Annotated in this window: 16 protein-coding genes; 5 read left to right on the forward strand and 11 right to left on the reverse strand. The window is 67.5% G+C overall.

Annotated elements, in window-relative coordinates; all coding sequences use genetic code 11:
* The first annotated feature begins 90 nt into the window (after positions 1-90).
* From VG502_RS07260 to VG502_RS07270, 3 genes are all read left to right on the forward strand, one after another.
* Positions 91-2,655, forward strand: coding sequence for a ribonucleoside-diphosphate reductase subunit alpha (locus VG502_RS07260; protein WP_325549365.1), 2,565 nt, complete (start codon positions 91-93; stop codon positions 2,653-2,655).
* Positions 2,652-3,656 (forward strand): ribonucleotide-diphosphate reductase subunit beta, encoded by a 1,005-nt coding sequence (locus VG502_RS07265; RefSeq protein ID WP_325549366.1) that lies wholly within the window; start codon positions 2,652-2,654, stop codon positions 3,654-3,656. The genes VG502_RS07260 and VG502_RS07265 overlap by 4 nt, the downstream gene beginning before the upstream one ends.
* A gap of 113 nt (positions 3,657-3,769) precedes the next feature.
* Entirely contained in the window at positions 3,770-4,381 is a 612-nt protein-coding gene (locus VG502_RS07270) for a TetR/AcrR family transcriptional regulator (RefSeq protein ID WP_325549367.1), read from the forward strand.
* A gap of 3 nt (positions 4,382-4,384) precedes the next feature.
* Here the strand turns inward: VG502_RS07270 and VG502_RS07275 are convergent, their stop codons facing one another.
* On the reverse strand, positions 4,385-5,290 hold the full coding sequence (locus VG502_RS07275) for a LysR family transcriptional regulator (RefSeq protein ID WP_325549368.1): 906 nt from the start codon (positions 5,288-5,290) through the stop codon (positions 4,385-4,387).
* Positions 5,291-5,398: 108 nt separating this feature from the next.
* Between VG502_RS07275 and VG502_RS07280 the strand changes: the two genes are divergently transcribed.
* On the forward strand, positions 5,399-8,818 hold the full coding sequence (locus tag VG502_RS07280; RefSeq protein WP_325549369.1) for a bifunctional proline dehydrogenase/L-glutamate gamma-semialdehyde dehydrogenase: 3,420 nt from the start codon (positions 5,399-5,401) through the stop codon (positions 8,816-8,818).
* Between the two features lie 72 nt (positions 8,819-8,890).
* Here the strand turns inward: VG502_RS07280 and VG502_RS07285 are convergent, their stop codons facing one another.
* Genes VG502_RS07285 through paaA form a run of 8 tightly spaced genes read right to left on the reverse strand, consistent with a single transcriptional unit; the run spans position 8,891 to position 15,546 of the window.
* Positions 8,891-9,736: a 3-hydroxyacyl-CoA dehydrogenase family protein gene (locus VG502_RS07285; protein ID WP_414655715.1), complete on the reverse strand. Its 846-nt coding sequence runs from the start codon at positions 9,734-9,736 to the stop codon at positions 8,891-8,893.
* Positions 9,733-10,479, reverse strand: coding sequence for an enoyl-CoA hydratase/isomerase family protein (locus VG502_RS07290; protein ID WP_325549370.1), 747 nt, complete (start codon positions 10,477-10,479; stop codon positions 9,733-9,735). Before VG502_RS07290 ends, VG502_RS07285 begins: the two co-directional genes overlap by 4 nt.
* Positions 10,476-11,642: a thiolase family protein gene (locus VG502_RS07295; RefSeq protein WP_325549371.1), complete on the reverse strand. Its 1,167-nt coding sequence runs from the start codon at positions 11,640-11,642 to the stop codon at positions 10,476-10,478. Before VG502_RS07295 ends, VG502_RS07290 begins: the two co-directional genes overlap by 4 nt.
* A 28-nt stretch (positions 11,643-11,670) precedes the next feature.
* Positions 11,671-12,762, reverse strand: coding sequence for a 1,2-phenylacetyl-CoA epoxidase subunit PaaE (gene paaE, locus VG502_RS07300; protein WP_325549372.1), 1,092 nt, complete (start codon positions 12,760-12,762; stop codon positions 11,671-11,673).
* Between the two features lies 1 nt (position 12,763).
* A complete protein-coding gene (paaD, locus tag VG502_RS07305; RefSeq protein WP_325549373.1) occupies positions 12,764-13,276 on the reverse strand; it encodes a 1,2-phenylacetyl-CoA epoxidase subunit PaaD in 513 nt (170 codons plus the stop codon).
* Between the two features lie 2 nt (positions 13,277-13,278).
* Positions 13,279-14,202, reverse strand: coding sequence for a 1,2-phenylacetyl-CoA epoxidase subunit PaaC (paaC, locus tag VG502_RS07310; protein ID WP_325549374.1), 924 nt, complete (start codon positions 14,200-14,202; stop codon positions 13,279-13,281).
* A 7-nt stretch (positions 14,203-14,209) separates the two neighbouring features.
* The gene (paaB, locus tag VG502_RS07315) at positions 14,210-14,512 is read right to left on the reverse strand and encodes a 1,2-phenylacetyl-CoA epoxidase subunit PaaB (protein WP_325549375.1); all 303 of its coding nucleotides are present in this window, start codon (positions 14,510-14,512) and stop codon (positions 14,210-14,212) included.
* Complete coding sequence (paaA, locus tag VG502_RS07320) at positions 14,509-15,546, reverse strand: 1,2-phenylacetyl-CoA epoxidase subunit PaaA (RefSeq protein WP_325549376.1); 1,038 nt, start codon at positions 15,544-15,546, stop codon at positions 14,509-14,511. The genes paaB and paaA overlap by 4 nt, the downstream gene beginning before the upstream one ends.
* A gap of 104 nt (positions 15,547-15,650) precedes the next feature.
* Here paaA and paaZ point away from each other — a divergent pair, with 104 nt between their 5' ends.
* The gene (gene paaZ / locus VG502_RS07325) at positions 15,651-17,663 is read left to right on the forward strand and encodes a phenylacetic acid degradation bifunctional protein PaaZ (protein WP_414655716.1); all 2,013 of its coding nucleotides are present in this window, start codon (positions 15,651-15,653) and stop codon (positions 17,661-17,663) included.
* Positions 17,664-17,719: 56 nt separating this feature from the next.
* On the opposite strand, the gene VG502_RS07330 is transcribed toward paaZ, so the two are convergent.
* On the reverse strand, positions 17,720-18,184 hold the full coding sequence (locus VG502_RS07330; RefSeq protein WP_325549378.1) for a Fur family transcriptional regulator: 465 nt from the start codon (positions 18,182-18,184) through the stop codon (positions 17,720-17,722).
* Positions 18,185-18,212: 28 nt separating this feature from the next.
* Complete coding sequence (locus VG502_RS07335) at positions 18,213-18,806, reverse strand: CYTH domain-containing protein (protein ID WP_325549379.1); 594 nt, start codon at positions 18,804-18,806, stop codon at positions 18,213-18,215.
* Positions 18,807-19,020: the final 214 nt, after the last annotated feature.

Genomic DNA, 19,020 nt, shown 5'->3' on the forward strand with positions numbered 1-19,020 from the left:
CGAACGAGCGGCGGCGAGCCATGTGCGCGCGCTGCCCGCTCGCCGTCCTCCCCGCCGAGCCACAGCGAGGGAAGACGGGAGAACACGCACGTGACCATTCATGTCACCAAGCGCGACGGTTCACGCGAGCCATATGACGCGGACCGCATCAACCGGGCGATCGAGCGGGCCGCAGACGGCCTACCCAACGCCATGTCGATGACCATGCAGATCGCCTCGGAGCTGGCGATCACACTCTTCGACGGCATCACCACCGAGCAGCTCGACGAGGCCGCCATCTCGGTCGCGGTGCAGAACGTCAAGGACGATCCCGACTTCGACGTGATCGCCTCGCGCCTGCTGCTGAAGACGATCTACAAGAAGGTTCTCGGCGATTTCGAGACCCAGTCCGAGCTCGCACTGCTGCACCAGGCCCGTTTCCCCGGTTACATCCGTATGTCGGTCGAGGACGGCCTCTTCGACGCACGCCTCGCCTCGGCGTTCAACCTGGAGCAACTGGCCGCGGCGCTCGATCACCACCAGGACGACGGACTTCGCTACATCGGGATCGTCACGCTCAAGAACCGTTACATGGCAACGGATTCCAGGAATCGACCGCTGGAGGTTCCGGCATACTTCTGGATGAGGGTGGCCATGGGTATGTCGGTCAACGAGAAGGATCCGACCCAGGCCGCGATCGGCTTCTACCGCAAGATGGCATCCCTCGACTACCTCGCCGCCGGCTCGACCCTCGTCAACGCCGGCACCAACACCCCGCAACTGTCCAACTGCTTCGTGATGCAGATGGACGACGACATCGAGCACATCGCCAAGTCCATGCGCGACGTCATGTGGCTCACCAAAGGCACTGGTGGCATTGGGCTTTCGGTCTCGAAGCTGCGCTCCGAGGGCAGCCCGATCCGGAGCAACAACACCTCGTCGACCGGCCCGATCCCGTTCATGCACACCATCGACTCGATCCTGCGCGCCGTCTCCCGCGGCGGCAAGAAGTTCGGCGCGCTGTGCTTCTACATGGAGAACTGGCACCTGGACTTCCCTCAGTTCATCGACCTGCGGCAGAACTCCGGCGACCCCTATCGCCGCACCCGTACCGCCAACACCGCCGTGTGGTTGTCCGACGAGTTCATGAAGCGCGTCGTCGCGGACGACGACTGGTATCTCTTCGACCCGCTCGAGACCCCGGACCTGGTCGAGCTGGTCGGTGACGACTTCTCCCGCCGCTACAAGGAGTATGTCGCCCTCGCCGAGACCGGAAAACTGCGCTCGTTCAAGAAGATTCGAGCGCGCGCACAGTGGAAGTCGATCCTCATCTCGTTGCAGACGACCTCGCACCCGTGGCTGACCTGGAAGGACACGATCAACCAGCGCGCGCTCAACGACAACACCGGCACCATCCACCTGTCGAACCTGTGCACCGAGATCACTCTCCCGCAGGACCGCGACAACGTGTCGGTCTGCAACCTCGCCTCGATCAACCTCTCACGCCACCTCGTCGATGGCGAGTGGGACTGGGACCGGCTCGCCGACTCCGCCCGGACAGCGGTGCGTCAGCTCGACAACCTGATCGACATCACCCGCTCGTCGGTGCCGGAGTCGGAGCACTCCAATGACCAGAACCGCGCAATCGGCCTGGGGTTCATGGGATTCACCGATGTCGTCGAGAAGCTCGGCCTCTCCTACGCGTCGGAGGAAGCCGCCGATCTGATCGATCAACTGACGGAGTTCATCAGCTGGCACGCGATCGACGCATCGTGCGACCTTGCCCAAGAACGCGGCGCCTACCCGAACTTCGCCGGGTCGGGCTGGTCCCGCGGCCTGGTGCCGATCGACACTCTCGAGAGCCTGCAGCAGCGCCGGGGCGTCGAGGTCGACGCGCCCCGCACCACCCGGATGGACTGGGACGCACTGCGCGACCGCGTCAAGGACGGCATCCGCAATGCGACCCTGATGGCCATCGCTCCGACGGCATCCATCGGCCTGGTCGCCGGGACGACACCAGGGCTGGATCCGCAGTTCTCCCAGCTGTTCTCACGCACGACGTCGTCCGGGAAGTTCCTGGAGGTCAACCGCAACCTGGTCGCCGCGCTCGAGGAGCGCGGCCTGTGGGACACGATCCGCGAGGACCTGCTGCGGTCTCGCGGTGACCTGTCGGCGGTCTCCGGCGTGCCGGGGGACCTGCTCGAGGTGTTCCAGACGTCGTTCCAGTTGCCGGCGACGGCATACCTGCAGGTCGCCTCCCGGGCGCAGAAGTGGATCGACCAGGCGATCAGTCGCAACATCTACCTCGAGTCGCGGGACATCGGCGGCATGAGCGAACTGTATGTCGACGCCTGGCGCAAGGGTGTCAAGACGACTTACTACCTGCACATGAAGCCGCGGCACCGTGCCGAGCAGTCGACCGTCAAGGTCAACAAAGCCGTCGAAAGTGGCCACACAGGAAGCGGATTCGGCTTCGCCCGGCGTTCCGCTGCACCTGCTGCAGCACAGGCGACCGTTGAGGACGGTGGCCTTCGAGACGCTCCTCCGCTGCGCTCCCCCGCTCCTCAGGCACCTCTGAAGGATGCTCCGACCGATGCACCCGAGGTCGTCTTCGCCGATGGCTCCACCTGCCCGACCGATCCCCAGGAACTTCTGAACTGCGAGGCTTGCCAATGACATCCACACACGAGACGCGGTCGATCCTCGGCACCGGCATCGAGGACGCACTGCTGCTGAAGCCGATCCGCTACCAGTGGGCGTACGACCTCTACAACCAGGCCGTTGCCAACACGTGGTTCCCGCACGAGATCCAGCTCGGTGAGGACCTCGGCGACTTCGAGCGGATGACCGACGAGGAGCGGCATGCAGTCACCTTCCTGATGAGCTACTTCAACCCCAACGAGCTGCTCGTCAACAAGGCCCTCGCCTTCGGCGTCTACCCGTATGTCGGCGCGGCCGAGGCACACCTCTACCTCGCCAAGCAGATGTGGGAGGAGGCCAACCACTGCATGGCGTTCGAGTACGTCCTGGAGACCTTCCCCATCGATCGTGACGAGGCGTATGCCGCGCACGTCGACATACCGTCGATGGCGGCCAAGGAGGAGTTCGAGGTCCGCTACATCCGGCGGATGGCCGAGCAGACGCTCGACATCTCGACGACCGAGGGCAAGCGTGACTTCGTGCGCAACCTGGTGGCCTACAACGTTGTGCTGGAAGGCATTTGGTTCTACAGCGGCTTCATGGTGGCGCTGAGCTTCCGGCAGCGGAACCTGCTGCGCAACTTCGGCTCGCTGATCGACTGGATCGTGCGGGACGAGTCATTGCACCTGAAGTTCGGGATGAACCTGATCCTCACGGTGCTGGAGGAGAACCCGGACCTGCAGACGCAGGAGTTCGCCGACGAGATCCAGCAGATGATCTTCGACGCGGTCGAGATGGAGGAGCAGTACAACCGCGACCTGCTCCCCCGCGGCATCCTCGGCCTGAACGCCGACTACATCAACACCTACGTGCGCTACCTGGCCGATCGCCGGCTGGAGGAGCTCGGCTTCGGACCGCACTGGGGCGTCAGCAATCCGGCCAAGTGGATGGCGACCGCGAACGACACTCTCGAGCTGGTCAACTTCTTCGAGTCGATCAACACCAGCTATGAGGTGGACGCACAAGCGGGCTCCTAGCCCGCCTCCCAGTGAAGGGTCACCCGAGCGGCGTGCGTGGCCACGGCCTCGCACGCCGCGACCCAGCGGCGTGCGACCGGCGCCGGACACGCAATGTGTGAAAGTCTCGGGGCATGACAGCAGCCGAGGAGCCGGCGCCGCGCCGCCGGGGGCGACCTGGCAAGGACCAGGCGACCGTGCTGCGTGAAGCCATCGAGCTCTTCAACCTGCAGGGGTATGACGCCACGAGCATGGGTGATCTTGCCAGTCGCCTCGGATTCACCAAATCTGCTCTCTACCACCATGTTCCGAGCAAGGAACACCTGCTGCAACAGGCCCTGGACGAGGCACTCGACAACCTGGCCGAGGCCGTCGCCGCCGCCAGTGCGGACAAGTCCGTGTCGGCGCTGGAGCGGCTGCGTCGCGCGGTCCGCGGCAGTGTCGACGTGCTGATCGGGCACCTGCCGGCGGTGACCCTCTTGCTCAGGGTCCGCGGCAACAGCCCTGCGGAGCTGGCCGCGCTCAAACGGCGGCGCGAGCTGGATGGCGAGCTGGCACAACTGGTCGCCGACGCAGCAGCGGAGGGCGGCATCCGCACCGACATACCGCCCGATCTGATCAGTCGCCTGCTCTTCGGCATGGTCAACTCGCTCACCGAGTGGGTGCGCCCGAGCGGCCGGATCAGCCCCGACACGATCGCCGACGCGCTCACCGCCATCGCCTTCGAGGGCCTGCTCGAGCACTGACGCTCAGGCCAGCTCGACCGTCTTCGGGAAGACCTCGGCCAGGACCGAGCGGCAGGCATCGATCGCGGGGGTGGCCACACTGGACCGCCGGACCGAGGTGAAGACCGAGCGGCGCGGCGCCTCCGGCAGCTGGATCAGGCGCGCGTCCGGCCGCCGCCGGACCAACATGAGTTCCGGGATCACCGCGACCGCGCTGCCCGACTCGATCAGCGCGATGTGCGCCTCGAGGTCGTCGGTCTCGAAGCGGACGTCAGGCTCGAATCCCGCCTGCCGACACAGCTGTTCGGCCCAGTGGCGCGATGCGGCGCCATACGGCTCCATCACCCAGGGCATGGAACTGACGTCCTCGACCGACGTGACCTCGGCCCACTCCTCGCCGGGAGGCACCACCAGCCGCAGGGCGTCCGTGGTGAGCGGAACCCGGTCGAGCGCCGGATAGCGCGGTGCCGCGTGGTGGGGGTACTGCTCGGCGATCACCAGGTCGAACTCGTGCGCAGCCGTCTCCCGCAGACCCTCCTCGGGCTCGCGCTGCGACATGGTGACCCGCAGGCGCGGATGCCGGGTGGCCAGCTCGGCGAGCAGCCGCGGCATGAAGGCGACCGCGGCCGACTGGAAGACCGCGATCCGCAACGTCCCGGACGCTTCACCGGAGACGCCAATGGCGGCACTCTCGGCCTCCTCCAGCTGGCTGAGGATCCGCTCGGTGTGCTCCACCAGCACCTCTGCCGCGGGCGTGAGCTCGAGCCGCCGGCCCGCCTTGCGCAGCAGCGGTATGCCGACTTCGCGCTCCAGTTGGCTCAGCTGCTGGGAGACGGACGACGGGCTCAGGTGCAGCACTTCGGCAACTTCGGCGATGGTGCCGCGACCGCTGAGCTCACGCAGCAGGCGCAGTCTCCGGACTTCGAGCATGCTTCAGATTATCCGAATGAAATGCATCGGAAAACATCGCTTTACCCGAAGTGACACTCGTCCGATACTCAAGAGTGCAAACCCCTGACAGAACCCCGAGGTGATCCAGTGAGCACTGCCGACGTCGACACCGAACTCGTCGCCGAAGTCGAGGCCCAGGTCAAGGCCTGGCTCGATGCCGCCGCGGCCAAACCGGTCGATCCCTCGGCCAAGCGCCTCGCCGAGGTCCTGAAGGACCCCCGTGGCCTGGAGTTCACCGTCGGGTTCGTGGACCGGGTGATCCGCCCCGAGGACCTCGGGGTCGCCGCGCAGGCGCTGCGCGAGCTGGTCGACACCACGCCGGGCTTCCTGCCGTGGTATCAGCGGGCGGCGCTGCGCACGGGCGGTTCCGTCTCCAACGTCGCACCCGGGGTCGTCATCCCGATCGCGCGAAAAGTGTTGCGCCGCATGGTCGGTCACCTTCTGATCGACGCTACTGAATCCAAGCTCGGCGGTCAGATCAGCCGGATCAAGAAGCCCGGCATACACCTGAACATCAACCTGCTGGGCGAGGCCGTCCTCGGCGAGGCAGAGGCGAACCGTCGCTATGAGGGCACCCAGCAGCTGCTGGCGCGTCCCGACGTCGACTACGTCTCCATCAAGGCTTCCTCGCCCGTCGCGCCGCACGCGCCGTGGTCGCACGACGAGGCCGTCGCGCACGTCGTCGATCGGCTGTTGCCGCTCTACCAGTACGCAGCGACCCAAAGTGCAAGTGGCTCACCGAAGTTCATCAATCTGGACATGGAGGAGTTCCACGACCTGGCCATCACGGTCGATGTCTTCACCCAGCTGCTGGACCGCCCCGAGCTGCTCGGTCTCGAGGCCGGCATCGTGCTGCAGGCCTACCTGCCCGACGCGCTGTCCGAGATGATCAAACTGCAGGAGTGGTCGGCGGCCCGGCGGGCTCGCGGCGGCGCGCCGATCAAGGTGCGCCTCGTCAAGGGTGCCAACCTGCCCATGGAGCGGGCGCAGGCGTCCCTCTTCGGCTGGCCGCTGGCGACGTGGGGTAGCAAGCAGGAGACCGACACGTCATACCTGAGCGTCCTGAACTACGCGCTGCAGCCCGAGCGGATCAAGAACGTCCGCGTCGGCGTGGCTGGTCACAACCTCTTCAACATCGCCTACGCGTGGATCCTGGCCGGCCGCAACGGAGTTCGCGACGGCATCGAGTTCGAGATGCTTCTCGGTATGGCGGAGGGCCAAGCCGCGGCCGTCCGCGAGACCGTCGGCGACCTGCTGCTCTACGTGCCGGTGGTCCACCCGAAGGACTTCGACGTGGCGATCTCCTACCTGGTGCGCCGGCTCGAGGAGGGCGCGAGCCAGGACAACTTCATGTCGGCGGTGTTCGAGCTGCACGACAGCGCGGCGCTCTACCAGCGGGAGAAGGACCGCTTCGTCGCGTCGCTGGCCGCGCTGACCGACACCGTGCCGCCGTCACACCGGGTCCAGGACCGGCGGCAGCCGGTCGACGCAGCACCGATGACCCACTTCGCGAACACCCCGGACACCGACCCCTCGCTGCCCGGCAACCGCGAGTGGGGCGCGCAGATCATCGGCCGGATCGCGACGTCGACACTGGGCGTTGACCTGGTGGCCGAGCACTCCGTCGACGACGCCGACGCCGTGGCGTCGATCATCGACGACACGCAGGCCGCCGGCGCATCGTGGGGTGCGCGGCCGGCGGCCGAGCGCGCCGGCATCCTGCGCGCGGCTGCGGTCGAGTTCGAGAAGCGCCGCGGTCAGCTGCTCGAAGTCGCCGGGTCCGAGTGCGGCAAGACGCTGGATCAGGGTGATCCGGAGGTCTCCGAGGCGATCGACTTCCTCAACTACTACGCCGATCTGGCCGAGAGCCTGGAGCAGGTCGACGGCGCTGCACCGCAGCCGGTCCGGCTCACGCTGGTCGTGCCGCCGTGGAACTTCCCGCTCGCCATACCGACCGGTGGTATGGCGGCCGCGCTTGCCGCCGGCTCCGCGGTGATCGTCAAGCCCGCACCGCAGGCGGCGCGGTGCGGCTCGGTCCTCGTTGAAACCCTTTGGGCTGCAGGCGTTCCCAAGGACGTGCTGCGTCTGGTCCACGTCCCGGAGAACGAGGTCGGCAAGGCGCTGGTCTCCTCCCCGAAGGTCGACCGGCTCATCCTCACCGGCGCGTTCGACACGGCTGCGCTGTTCCGCACGTTCCGACCCGACCTGCCGCTGCTCGCGGAGACGTCGGGCAAGAACTCGATGATCGTCACCCCGAATGCCGACCTCGACCTGGCGGTGAAGGACCTCGTCGCGTCAGCGTTCGGTCACGCCGGGCAGAAGTGCTCGGCCGCGTCATTGGCGATCCTCGTCGGCTCCGTTGCCGAGTCCGATCGTTTCCGGAACCAGCTGATCGACGCCGTCACCTCGCTCAAGGTGGGCTTCCCCAGCGACCCGACCACGCAGATGGGCCCGGTCATCGAGCCGGCGGCCGGAAAGCTGAAGAAGGCTCTCACCACACTGGACCCGGGCGAGTCGTGGCTGGTGAAGCCCGAGCAGCTCGACGACGAGGGTCGTCTCTGGTCACCCGGGGTCAAGACCGGCGTCAAGCGCGGCTCGGAGTACCACCTGACCGAATACTTCGGCCCCGTGCTCGGGCTCATCGCAGCCGCGGACCTGGACGAGGCGATCGCCATACAGAACCAGACCGACTACGGCCTCACCGCCGGCCTGCACTCGCTGGAGCGCACCGAGCTGGAGACGTGGATCGAGAAGGTCGAGGCGGGCAACGCCTACATCAACCGGACGACGGTCGGTGCGATCGTACGGCGGCAGCCCTTCGGTGGTTGGAAGAAGTCGGCCGTCGGCGCCGGCACGAAGGCCGGTGGCCCGAATTACCTTGTCGGGCTGATCGATTGGACGACGCAGGTGGCGACTCAGTCCGCCCCGGTCGACACGAAGGTGCAGCGGCTGCTCGACGCCTCGGGCTTGACCGGCGACGCAGCGGACTTCCTGCGCCGCGCCACCGGCTCCGACGCGCTGGCGTGGCGCGACGAATTCGGTTGCGCCAAGGACGTTTCCGGTCTGCTGGCGGAGAAGAACGTCTTCCGCTACCGGCCGGTGCCGGTCACGGTTCGCGTCGAGGCCGACGAGCCGGTGCAGCTCGTCCGGATCGTCGCTGCCGGACTGGTGGCGGGCGCTCCGGTGACGGTCTCTCTCGGGGTTTCGCTCGATGCCGCTGTCGTCAGCGCTCTCAAGGCCGCCGGCGCGAGCGTCGCCGAGGAGGATGACGCCGCGTGGGCGACCCGACTCCGCGGTGACGACGCGCCGCACCGGGTCCGACTGGTCGGTGGCACCCGCGAAGGCTTCGCCACTGCCAGTGAGGGCCGAGCCGACATTGCGCTCTACACCCAGCCGGTCCTCGAGGCAGGCCGCATCGAGCTGCTGCCCTTCCTGCACGAGCAGGCGGTCGCCGTCACCGCGCATCGCTTCGGTTCGCCGACGCCGCTGGCGGAGGACCTGTTCTAGGTGACTTGCTCTTTGGTTATGCCGAGAGTGCGGTATGGCGCACTCTCGGCATAACCAGACCCGGGTTGCGGCCTATTTGTCCGCGGTCCAGTCGTAGAACCCCTGACCGGTCTTCCGGCCGAGGTGACCGGCCGCGACCTTGTCCCGGAGCACCTGCGGCGGGGTGAAGCGTGGACCGAGCTCGCGCTCGAGGTGCTCGGCGATCGCGAGGCGTACGTCGAGTCCGACCAGGTCGGTGGTCTTGAGTGGTCCGACGGGGTGCCGGTAGCCCAGCTCCATCGCGGTGTCGATGTCCTGGGCGCTGGCGACGCCCTCGTCGACCATTCGCATGGCCTCCAGCGCGATGGCGACGCCGAGGCGGCTGCTGGCGAATCCGGGCGAATCCTTCACGGTGACAGCGGTTTTGCCGATCGCAGCGACCCAGCCCTGCGCAGCCGTCGTCAGCTCGTCCGCAGTCGTCTCGGCCACCACGATCTCGACCAGGGAGCTGCTCGGGACCGGGTTGAAGAAGTGCAACCCGATGACCTGCCCCGGGTTCGGCAGTCGCTTCGCCAGGTCGGTCACCGACAGCGAGCTGGTGTTGGTGCCGAGCTTCGCGTCCGGCACGATGCCGGCGACCTCGGTCAGCACTGCCGCCTTCAGGTCGGCGTCCTCGGGCACCGCCTCGACGATCAGACCGCAGCCGGCCAGCTCCTGCCGGTCGGTCGCGAACGTGACTGTGCCGTGGTCGGTCTGCCCACGCTCGGCCGACTTGGCGAGGCTGCGCTCGATCCGCTCCCGGCCCGCGGCGGACGCTTCGTCCGAACTCTCGACGACCACGACGTCGGCGCCACGGAGCAGGAACGCGTGGGCGATGCCGGCACCCATCCGGCCGGCACCGATCACGCCGATCCGTTCGGGCAGAACATTTTTCGTCACTTCTTCCGCTCCTTCCGCTCCAGGAATGCCGTCATCCGGTCGTACTTCTCCTCCGTCTCGAAGAGCACCGCCTGCGCGATGTCGTCGATCAACGGGTGCGCCTCGCGCGGCGCGTGGAAGACCGACTTGGTCAGCCGCACGGCCTGCGGCGCCTGCCGGGCGATCCGGTCGGCGAGCGCCATACCGGCCGCCTCCAGCTCGTCTTGCTCCACGATGTCGTTGAGCAGGCGGCAGCCGAGCGCCTCCTCCGCGGTCAGCACCCGACCGGCCAGCAGGATCTCCTTGGCGAGCGGCTCACCGACCAGCTCCGCCAGACGCCAGGACGCGCCCGCGGCAGCGAGGATGCCGAGGCCGGGCTCCGGGTTGCCGATCTTCACCCTCGGCGTGCCGATCCGGAAGTCGCACGCGTAGGCCAGCTCCGCGCCACCACCGAGCGCGTAACCGTCGATCAGGGCGATCACCGGCATCGGCAGCTTGCGGATCCGGTCGAAAATGCCGGAGTTGATGCCCTGCAGCGCATCGTCACGTCGCCGCTCACGCAACTGGCCGATGTCGGCACCGGCGGCGAAAACGCCTCCGCTGCCGGTGATCAGCCCGATGCGGGGCTGGCGCTCCAACAGCGAACAGGCCTCGTGCAACGCGGCGACGGTGTCGGCGTCGATGGCGTTGCGCACCTCCGGCCGGTTCAGGCGTATGACGATCCGGTCCTCGCTGGGTTCCAGCTCGACGGCGCTCATGGTCATGCCCGTTCCAGGAGAAGGGCGGATCCCTGACCCACACCCACGCACATCGTGGCCAGGCCGCGCTTGCCACCGGTGTCGCGCATGCGACGCAGCAGCGTCACGACCAGGCGCGTGCCGGAGCACCCGAGCGGGTGACCCAGCGCGATGGCTCCGCCGTCGGCGTTGACGATATCGGCGTCCAGCTTCAGGTCCCGCATGCACGCGATCGACTGCGACGCGAAGGCTTCGTTGAGCTCGACCGCGTCGAGCGAATCCACCTGCCAGCCCACGCGATCCAGCGCCTTCTGGGTGGCCGGGACCGGGCCGATGCCCATGATCTCCGGTGCCACACCGGCACTCGCGCCGGCGACGATGCGAGCCTTCGGTTGCAGACCGCTCTCGGTCAGGAACTTCTCGGACACCACGACGACGGCGGCCGCTCCGTCATTGAGCGACGACGCGTTGCCGGCGGTGATCACGCCATCGGGCTTGTTGACCGGCCGCAACTTCGCCAGCTTCTCCGCCGTTGTGTCCGGGCGCGGACCCTCGTCGCGCGTGACGTCGCCGACCGCGATGATCTCGTCGTCGAAGCGGCCCGCATCGCGAGCCGCCACCGCACGCTGATGTGACTGCAGCGCAAAGGTATCCAGCTCCTCGCGGTTCAGCTGCCACTGCTCGGCGACCCGCTCGGCCGTCTGCGGCATCGACAGGGTCGTGTCCGCGTCGTACTGCGGGTTGGTGAACCGCCAGCCGATCGCGGTGTCGAAACTGGGACCCGGCTTCGCCCAGGGTCGCGACGGCTTCGCCTGCACCCACGGCGCCCGGGTCATCGACTCGACACCGCCGGCGACCACGATGTCCGCATCGCCCGCGGCGATCATCTGGCGGGCCGTCGTGATCGCGGTCAGCCCGGACGCGCACAGCCGGTTGACGGTGAATCCCGGCACGTTCTGGGGCAATCCGGCGAGGAGCACCGCCATACGGGCGACGTTGCGGTTGTCCTCACCCGCCTGGTTCGCGGCGCCGAAGATCACCTCGTCGATGCGTTCAGGGTCGATCCCCGACCGGCGGACGACCTCGCCGACGACGAGCGCGGCCAGGTCGTCGGGCCGGTGTGCGGCCAACGCTCCGCCATACCGGCCGATGGGGGTGCGAATGGCGTCGAGGACGAAGGCCTCCGGCATACATTGCTCCTTTGAAATCGGGTGGTGCTCAGGCGTCGAAGTCGACGGTGACCTCGTCGCTGATCGGGAAGCTCTGGCAGGTGACGACGAAGCCCTGCTCGACCTCGGCGTCCTCGAGGGCGTAGTTGCGGGCCATCTCGACCTCGCCATGGGTGACCTTGGCGCGGCATGTGCCGCACACGCCGCCCTTGCACGCGAACGGCATGTCCGGCCGCTTCTGTTGCGCGGAGTCAAGTACGGTCGTCGTCTTGGGGACCGCCGTGGTGGTGCTGCGACCGTCGAGCACCACTGTCAATGACGAGGTTTCACCCTCGACGATGGCGTCGGCATGCCGCAGCTGCGGCGGCGGCGCGTCGACGTAGAACAGCTCGTAGTGAATGCGGTCCTTGGCGACACCGAGCTCCTCCAGCACGGAGCGCGTCTCGGTCAACATGTCGATCGGGCCACACAACCAGACATGGTCGACCTGCGCCAAAGGCACCAACTCCCGCAGGATGGTGCGCAGGCGGTCTCCTTCGAGCCGTCCGGAGAAGAGCTCGACGTCGCGCGGCTCGCGCGACAGGACGTGAATCAGGTCGAAACGCTGGCGATTGGCGTTCTTGAGGTCGGCGAGCTCCTCGGCGAACATCACCGTGTTGGTGGCGCGGTTGCCGTAGAGCATGGTCACCGTGGACTCCGGATGTGTCACCACGGACGACGCGATCGAGAGCATCGGCGTGATGCCGGAGCCGACTGCGATGCACAGGTGCCGCGCGGGCTGGTCGGGCTCGGCGCGGAAGCTGCCGCTCGGACGCTGCACCTCGATGGTGTCGCCGGGCCGCACCTCGTGCACCAGCCATTTGGAGAAGAGACCGTCCGGGATCTCGCGGACACCGATGCGCGGCAGGCTGCCGACCGGTGAGCTGATCGAGTAGGTACGCCGGTGCTCGACACCGTCGACGACGCGACGCAGCGTGAGCGCTTGCCCTGCGGCGAAAGCGAATTCGTCCTTCAGCTCATCGGGCACGTCGAACGTCACGGCGACGGAGTCGTCGGTCAGTTGCTCGACATCGCGCACCACGAGACGGCGGAAGGGTGCAGTCCGAGAATTGATGTCGCTCTCGGGCGTCAGGGTGGTCACGTCAGATTTCCTTCACGTGGTCGAAGGGTTCGCCGCAGGCACGGCAGCGGTAGAGCGCCTTGCACGCCGTGCTGCCGAACTCGCTGGTCACCTCGGTGTCGCCGGACCCACACTGCAGACAATGTATGGCGCGCCGGGTCGGCGCCAACTGCAGCGATATCGGGCCGCGCGGAGCTTGTCCCGGCGGCGAGATGCCGTTGTCCGACAATGCTTTCCGGCCCTCGTCGGTGATCCAATCGGTGGTCCACGGCGGGCTGAGCTGCACCCGCACCCGCACTGACGAAAAGCCTGCGTCGGTCAGCCGGTGCACGAGGTCGTCCCGCATCGTCGCCATCGCCGGGCACCCGGTGTACGTCGGGGTGATCGCGACAACAATCGTGCCGTCGTCATCCTGGCGGACGTCCCGCAGCACACCCAGATCGGCGAGGGTCAGCATCGGCAGCTCCGGGTCGGTGACTTCCGACGCGATCCGCCAAGCACGTTCCACCGCGGTGGCTTCCAGTGTTTCGACCATGCTCACCACCTGCCCATCGGGTGCGCCCGGGCGACCACCTGCATTTCGCCGAGCAGCATGCTGAATGCTTCGGAATGCATCCCCTGCCGACCGGTGCGGCCACGGACGCCCGCGAGTGCCGGGAGGTCCGGTGCCGTCATACCTGCGACGGCCAGGACCTGGTCGAGCACCACACCGACCTCAGCGGCCAGCGACGCCGGGTCGACCCCGACGCGGCTCTCCGGCTCGGTGGACGTCGTCAGCTCGGGGATCAGCGGCCACACCATGCGCATCGCGTCGGTCAACCGGCGGTGGGATTCCTCCGTGCCCCGGGCGAGTGTCACGAACCAGCGCCCGGCGAAATCCCGGTGGTAGGCAAGCTCTTTCACGCCCTTGGCGGCAATCGCCGCGACCACGGCATCCGCGTGGTCGACCAGCCGCTGCAGGATCGCCAGCCGCCAGGTGGACATCACCAGCAGCCGGGTCACCAGCTCCGCGAAGTCGCCGTTCGGGACCTCGGCCAGCCGCACGTTGCGGAAGTCGCCGGCATCGCGGAAGTAGGCGAGCCGGTCCTCGTCGGGGACCGGAGATCCCTCGGGCAGGGACGGCACCAGCGACGGATCCGCGGCAGCCGCGCGGGCCAGCAACAACCGTGCCTGACCGACGAGGTCCAGCGCGATGTTGGCGATCGCGATGTCCTCCTCGAGGTCGGGCGCACGGCTGGTCCACTCCGACAGGCGCTGCGCATAGATGAGTGCGTCATCGCCGAGCATCAAGCAATACTGCGCCAATTCGGCCGCATCGATGCCGTCCGGGATTGTCGTGTCGACACCCGCCAGCGGGTCCTCGAAGTCGGTGCCGAACGCCCAGTGCGCGTCGTTGCCGAGCAGCCCGGCATACGCGTTGTCGTGCGCGCCCTCGGCGTCCTGCTGGATGTGCTCACTCATGGGTGCCTCACATGTGGGGGACATCAGCGGGGATGTCGTAGAAGGTCGGGTGCCGGTAGACCTTGTCGCCGCTCGGAGCGAAGAGCGGGTCCTTCTCCAACGGGCTCGACGCGGTGATGTCCGCGGACTTCGCGACCCAGATCGACACGCCCTCGTTGCGGCGGGTGTACACGTCACGCGCGTGGCGCAGCGCCATGTCCGCGTCGGGAGCGTGCAGCGAACCCACGTGCACGTGGTTGAGTCCGCGCTTGCTGCGGATGAAGACTTCGTAGAGCGGCCATTCGGCTGAATTTGATGTGTTGTCAGTCATTTCGAGTCCTCACTGCGGGTCGAGTAGGGCGAGCCGCTAGGCGAGACCGTATCGAGACCCTCGCGGTTTCGATACGCCTCCTCCGCTTCGCTCCCCCGGCTACTCGACCCGCTTGAATTTGCGAATGCCATCGCGGCTTCTCGGACCCAGGCGCCTTCGTCGTACGCCGCCTTGCGGTGCGCGACTCGCTGGGTGTTGCAAGGGCCGTTGCCCTTGACGACGTGCCAGAACTCCTCCCAGTCGGGCTCGCCGTAGTCGTAGGAGCCGCGCTCGGCATTCCACTTCAGCTCCGGGTCCGGGAACGTGACACCGAGCGCTTCCGCCTGCGACATCGACATGTCGACGAACCGTTGCCGCAGCTCGTCATTCGTATGGCGCTTGATGCCCCACTCCATCGACTGTGCGGTGTTGGGTGAATCGCCGTCCGGCGGGCCGAACATCATCAGCGCCGGCCACCAGAAGCGGTTGACCGACTCCTGCACCATCGCGCGCTGATCGTCCGTGCCGCGCATCATCGTCATCAGCAGCTCGTAACCCTGCCGCTGGTGGAACGACTCCTCCTTGCAGATGCGGATCATCGCGCGCCCGTAGGGCCCGTACGACGTCCGGCACAGCGGCACCTGGTTGCAGATCGCGGCGCCGTCGACCAGCCAGCCGATGGTGCCGACATCGGCATACGTCAGCGTCGGGTAATTGAAGATCGAGGAGTACTTCTGCTTGCCAGAGATCAACCGTCGGGTCAGCTCGTCGCGCGAGACACCCAGCGTCTCGGTCGCGGAGTAGAGGTAGAGCCCGTGGCCCGCCTCGTCCTGAACCTTGGCCAGCAGCACCGCCTTGCGCCGCAGCGACGGGGCGCGGGTGATCCAGTTGCCCTCCGGCTGCATGCCGATGATCTCCGAGTGCGCGTGCTGCGCGACCTGCCGGATCAGCGTCTTGCGGTAGTCGTCCGGCATCCAGTCGCGCGGCTCGATGCGGTCGTTGGCGGCGATCGTCGCTGCGAAGGCCTCCTCCAGCGGAGCCTGATCAACCTGCACGGTGTCCTCCTGCGCTATTTACAGACCGAGTGGTCAGTTATTAGTCTGGCACGTGACGGCCGCCATTGGCAACGACGAGGGAGTCCCCGGTGACAGATGCACGCATGCTCGAGAGCTACGCCGCAGGATCGTGGTTTCGGTCCGATGCCGAGGGCGACCCCCTGCTCGATGCCACGACCGGAGAGACGGTCGCCCGCATCAGCAGCGTCGGCGTGGATCTCGCCGCGATGGTCCGTCACGCCAAGGAGGCCGGCGGGCCCGCCATACGGGAGCTGACCTTCCACGAGCGCGCCATGCTCATGAAGGAGGTCGCACTGCTCCTGTCGAAGCCGGAGATCAAGGACGAGCTGTATGACGCGTCCTTCAAAACCGGTGCCACCAAAAAGGATTCGTGGGTCGACATCGACGGCGGCATCGGCACCGTCTTCAGCTACTCCAGCAAGGCCCGCCGCGAGCTGCCCAACTCCACCGTCGCCCCCGACGGCCCCCTGGAGCAGCTCGGCAGGGGCGGCACCTTCGTCGGGCAGCACGTCTTCACCTCGCGCCCCGGCGTCGCCGTCGAGATCAACGCGTTCAACTTTCCGGTCTGGGGCATGCTCGAAAAGCTCGCTCCCGCCTTCATTTCCGGCCTGCCGAGCATCGTGAAGCCGGCCAGCCAGACGGCATACCTGACCGAACTCGCGGTGCGTCGCATCATCGAGGCCGGGATCCTGCCCGAGGGCAGCCTGCAGTTCCTCGCCGGCAGCGCCGGCACACTGCTCGACGAGCTGACCGTGCAGGACTCCGTCGCATTCACCGGATCCGCACACACCGCGGGCATCCTGCGGCGGCACGAGTCGGTGCTGCACGGCGGGGTTTCCCTTGGCGTGGAAGCAGATTCGCTCAACTGCTCAGTGCTCGGCACCGACGTCACGACCGACGACCCGGAGTTCGACCTCTTCGTCAAGGGCGTCGTCACCGAGATGACCGTCAAGGCCGGCCAGAAGTGCACCGCCATTCGCCGGGTGATCGTGCCCGAGCCGATGATCGACCCGGTCATCGAGGCGATCAGCGCACGCCTGGACAAGACCACCGTCGGCGACCCGCGCGACGAGACCACTCGCATGGGACCACTCACCTCACTCGCGCAGCGTGACGAGGTGCGTAAGGCGATCGAGGCGCTGCGCTCCGCCGCCGATGTCGTGTATGGCGACCCCCACGCCACTGTCGGCGACGAGCGCGGCGCGTTCATGCAGCCGGTGCTCCTCCGCGCACATGCCGACTCCACCCAGGTGCACGACGTCGAGCCCTTCGGCCCGGTCGCATCGGTGATCGGCTACGGATCCACTTCTGACGCAGTGCAATTGGCGGCTCGCGGCAAGGGCAGCCTAGTCGGATCCGTCGTGACCAACGACCCCGACGTCGCCCGGGACATCGTGCGCGGCGTCGCCCCCTGGCACGGTCGCATTCTGGTGCTCAACCGCGATGATGCGAAGGAATCCACCGGCCACGGCTCGCCGCTGCCGATGCTCGTGCACGGCGGCCCCGGACGCGCCGGCGGCGGCGAGGAGCTCGGCGGTGTCCGCGGCATCCTGCACCACATGCAGCGCACCGCCATACAGGGCTCGCCGGACATGCTGACCGCGATCACCGGGCGCTGGACGACCGGCTCGGCACGTGCCGCCGCCGACATGCATCCGTTCCGAAAGTCGTTGGCACAGTTGCAGATCGGCGACACCGTCGAGACCGGCAGCCGCACCATCACCCTCGACGACATCAACGACTTCGCGGCAAAGACCGGCGACACTTTCTACGCGCACACCGACCCCGAGGCGGCTGCTCAGAACCCGATCTTCGGCGGCATCGTCGCGCACGGCTACCTCATCGTGTCACTCGCCGCCGGCCTCTTCGTCGAGCCCAACCCGGGCCCCGTGCTGGCCAACTTCGGCGTCGACAACCTGCGGTTCCTGACTCCGGTCAAGGCCGGCGACTCGATCAGCGTCAAGCTCACCGCGAAGCAGATCACGCCCCGGCAGACCGCCGACTACGGCGAGGTCCGCTGGGACTGCCTGGTCACCAACCAGGACGGCGAGGCCGTGGCGACATACGACGTGCTGACGCTGGTCGCCAAGGAGTAGCCACCGAGCCGCACAGTGAACGCCGAGCCGCACAGCTGCAGGTGTGCGACTCGGCGCTAGCTGTGCGAGTCGGCGCGGCAGTCGGCGCAGGTGCCGAGCAGCGCGGCGTGCTGGGCGTCGAGCTCGAACCCGAGCTCGTCCCGCATGCGGTCTCCGAGCGGCTCCAGCCACTCGGTCGGTATGTCGAAGAACCGCTCACACGTCGTGCACTGCAGATGCGCGTGACTGTGCCGCGACGCCGCGGAGTGCTTCAGGTGGTAGATCGTGGCACTGCCCGGCACATGGGTGTGCGCGACGATGCCCAGCTCGGTCAGCGACTGCAGGGATCGATAAACGGTCGCCCGGTGCACACCGGGCTCGGCGGCATCGACCCGCTCGGCGATGTCCTCGGCGCACAGGTGACCGCGCGCCTCGTCCAGCACCTCGAGCACCGCCCGTCGCGCCGCGGTCACTCGCTCGCCCTTCTCGCGCAGTTGGCCCAGCGCTTCGGCAACTGCAGGGGCTTCATCGGTATGACGCATCGTGCACCTCCTTCCCGCCGATTGTCCCTCAGCCGGACCGGCCCGGAGGCGTCAGCGCCGTCTTGAGCTTCGACGCGATCGAGACCTCCGGTATGCCGAGCGAGGTCAGGTGCGCGGTGACGGCGTCCAGGAAGTCCACCGTGCCGTCCTGTGTGAGCTCGACCTCGAGCTCGTGCCACCTCTGGTCCAGCGTCGGGTCGAGCAGGTTGTGCGTCGTGACGCGGTCGTCGCACATCGTCGCGACCGGCCCCGCCGGCCCGTCGAGCCGGCGCTCCACCCGGCTGGTGCGGACCCGGCAGATCGGTCGGAGCCGCTCACCATCGGTCAGGTGCTCCACCTCCCTGGCGAACTCCTCCGGCGGCGTGTCGGCGGCCGCATCCAACGGAAGCCCGTGCTCGAGCCGCCCCTCCCCTTCGCCCGGCACCTTGAGATGCCAGCCGTCGTCACCACCACCCGTCCGCCGCCGCAGGGTCACCCCGGCCCTCGCCAGCCGTATGTCGCCGGTGTCGTAGTAGAGCGCGTCGAGTTCGAACCGCTGTGGCTCCGCCGCGGTGTCGACGCCCGGCCAGTCCACCGGGTCGGGCGGCGCGTCGTCGGGGCCGAGCGCGAACTTGCGCTCCACTTCAAGATGTTGATCCGCCTGCGCCATTCCTACACTCCCGTCGCCTCGTGCCGCCATACAACTACGGGCGGCAGCCCGACCACGTCATACCCCGTCGCACCACGGTCGTCACGGATGCCGTCATTCGGCATACCGACCCCGGGTTTGCTTGATGTACTGGCGAGTAGCACAATGAAGTTACTGACGAGTAGGCCCATCTGGAGGAGCCAGAGCC

Origin of the sequence: Flexivirga sp., from assembly GCF_035551235.1 — a bacterium.
In the GTDB taxonomy this organism is placed as follows: domain Bacteria; phylum Actinomycetota; class Actinomycetes; order Actinomycetales; family Dermatophilaceae; genus Flexivirga.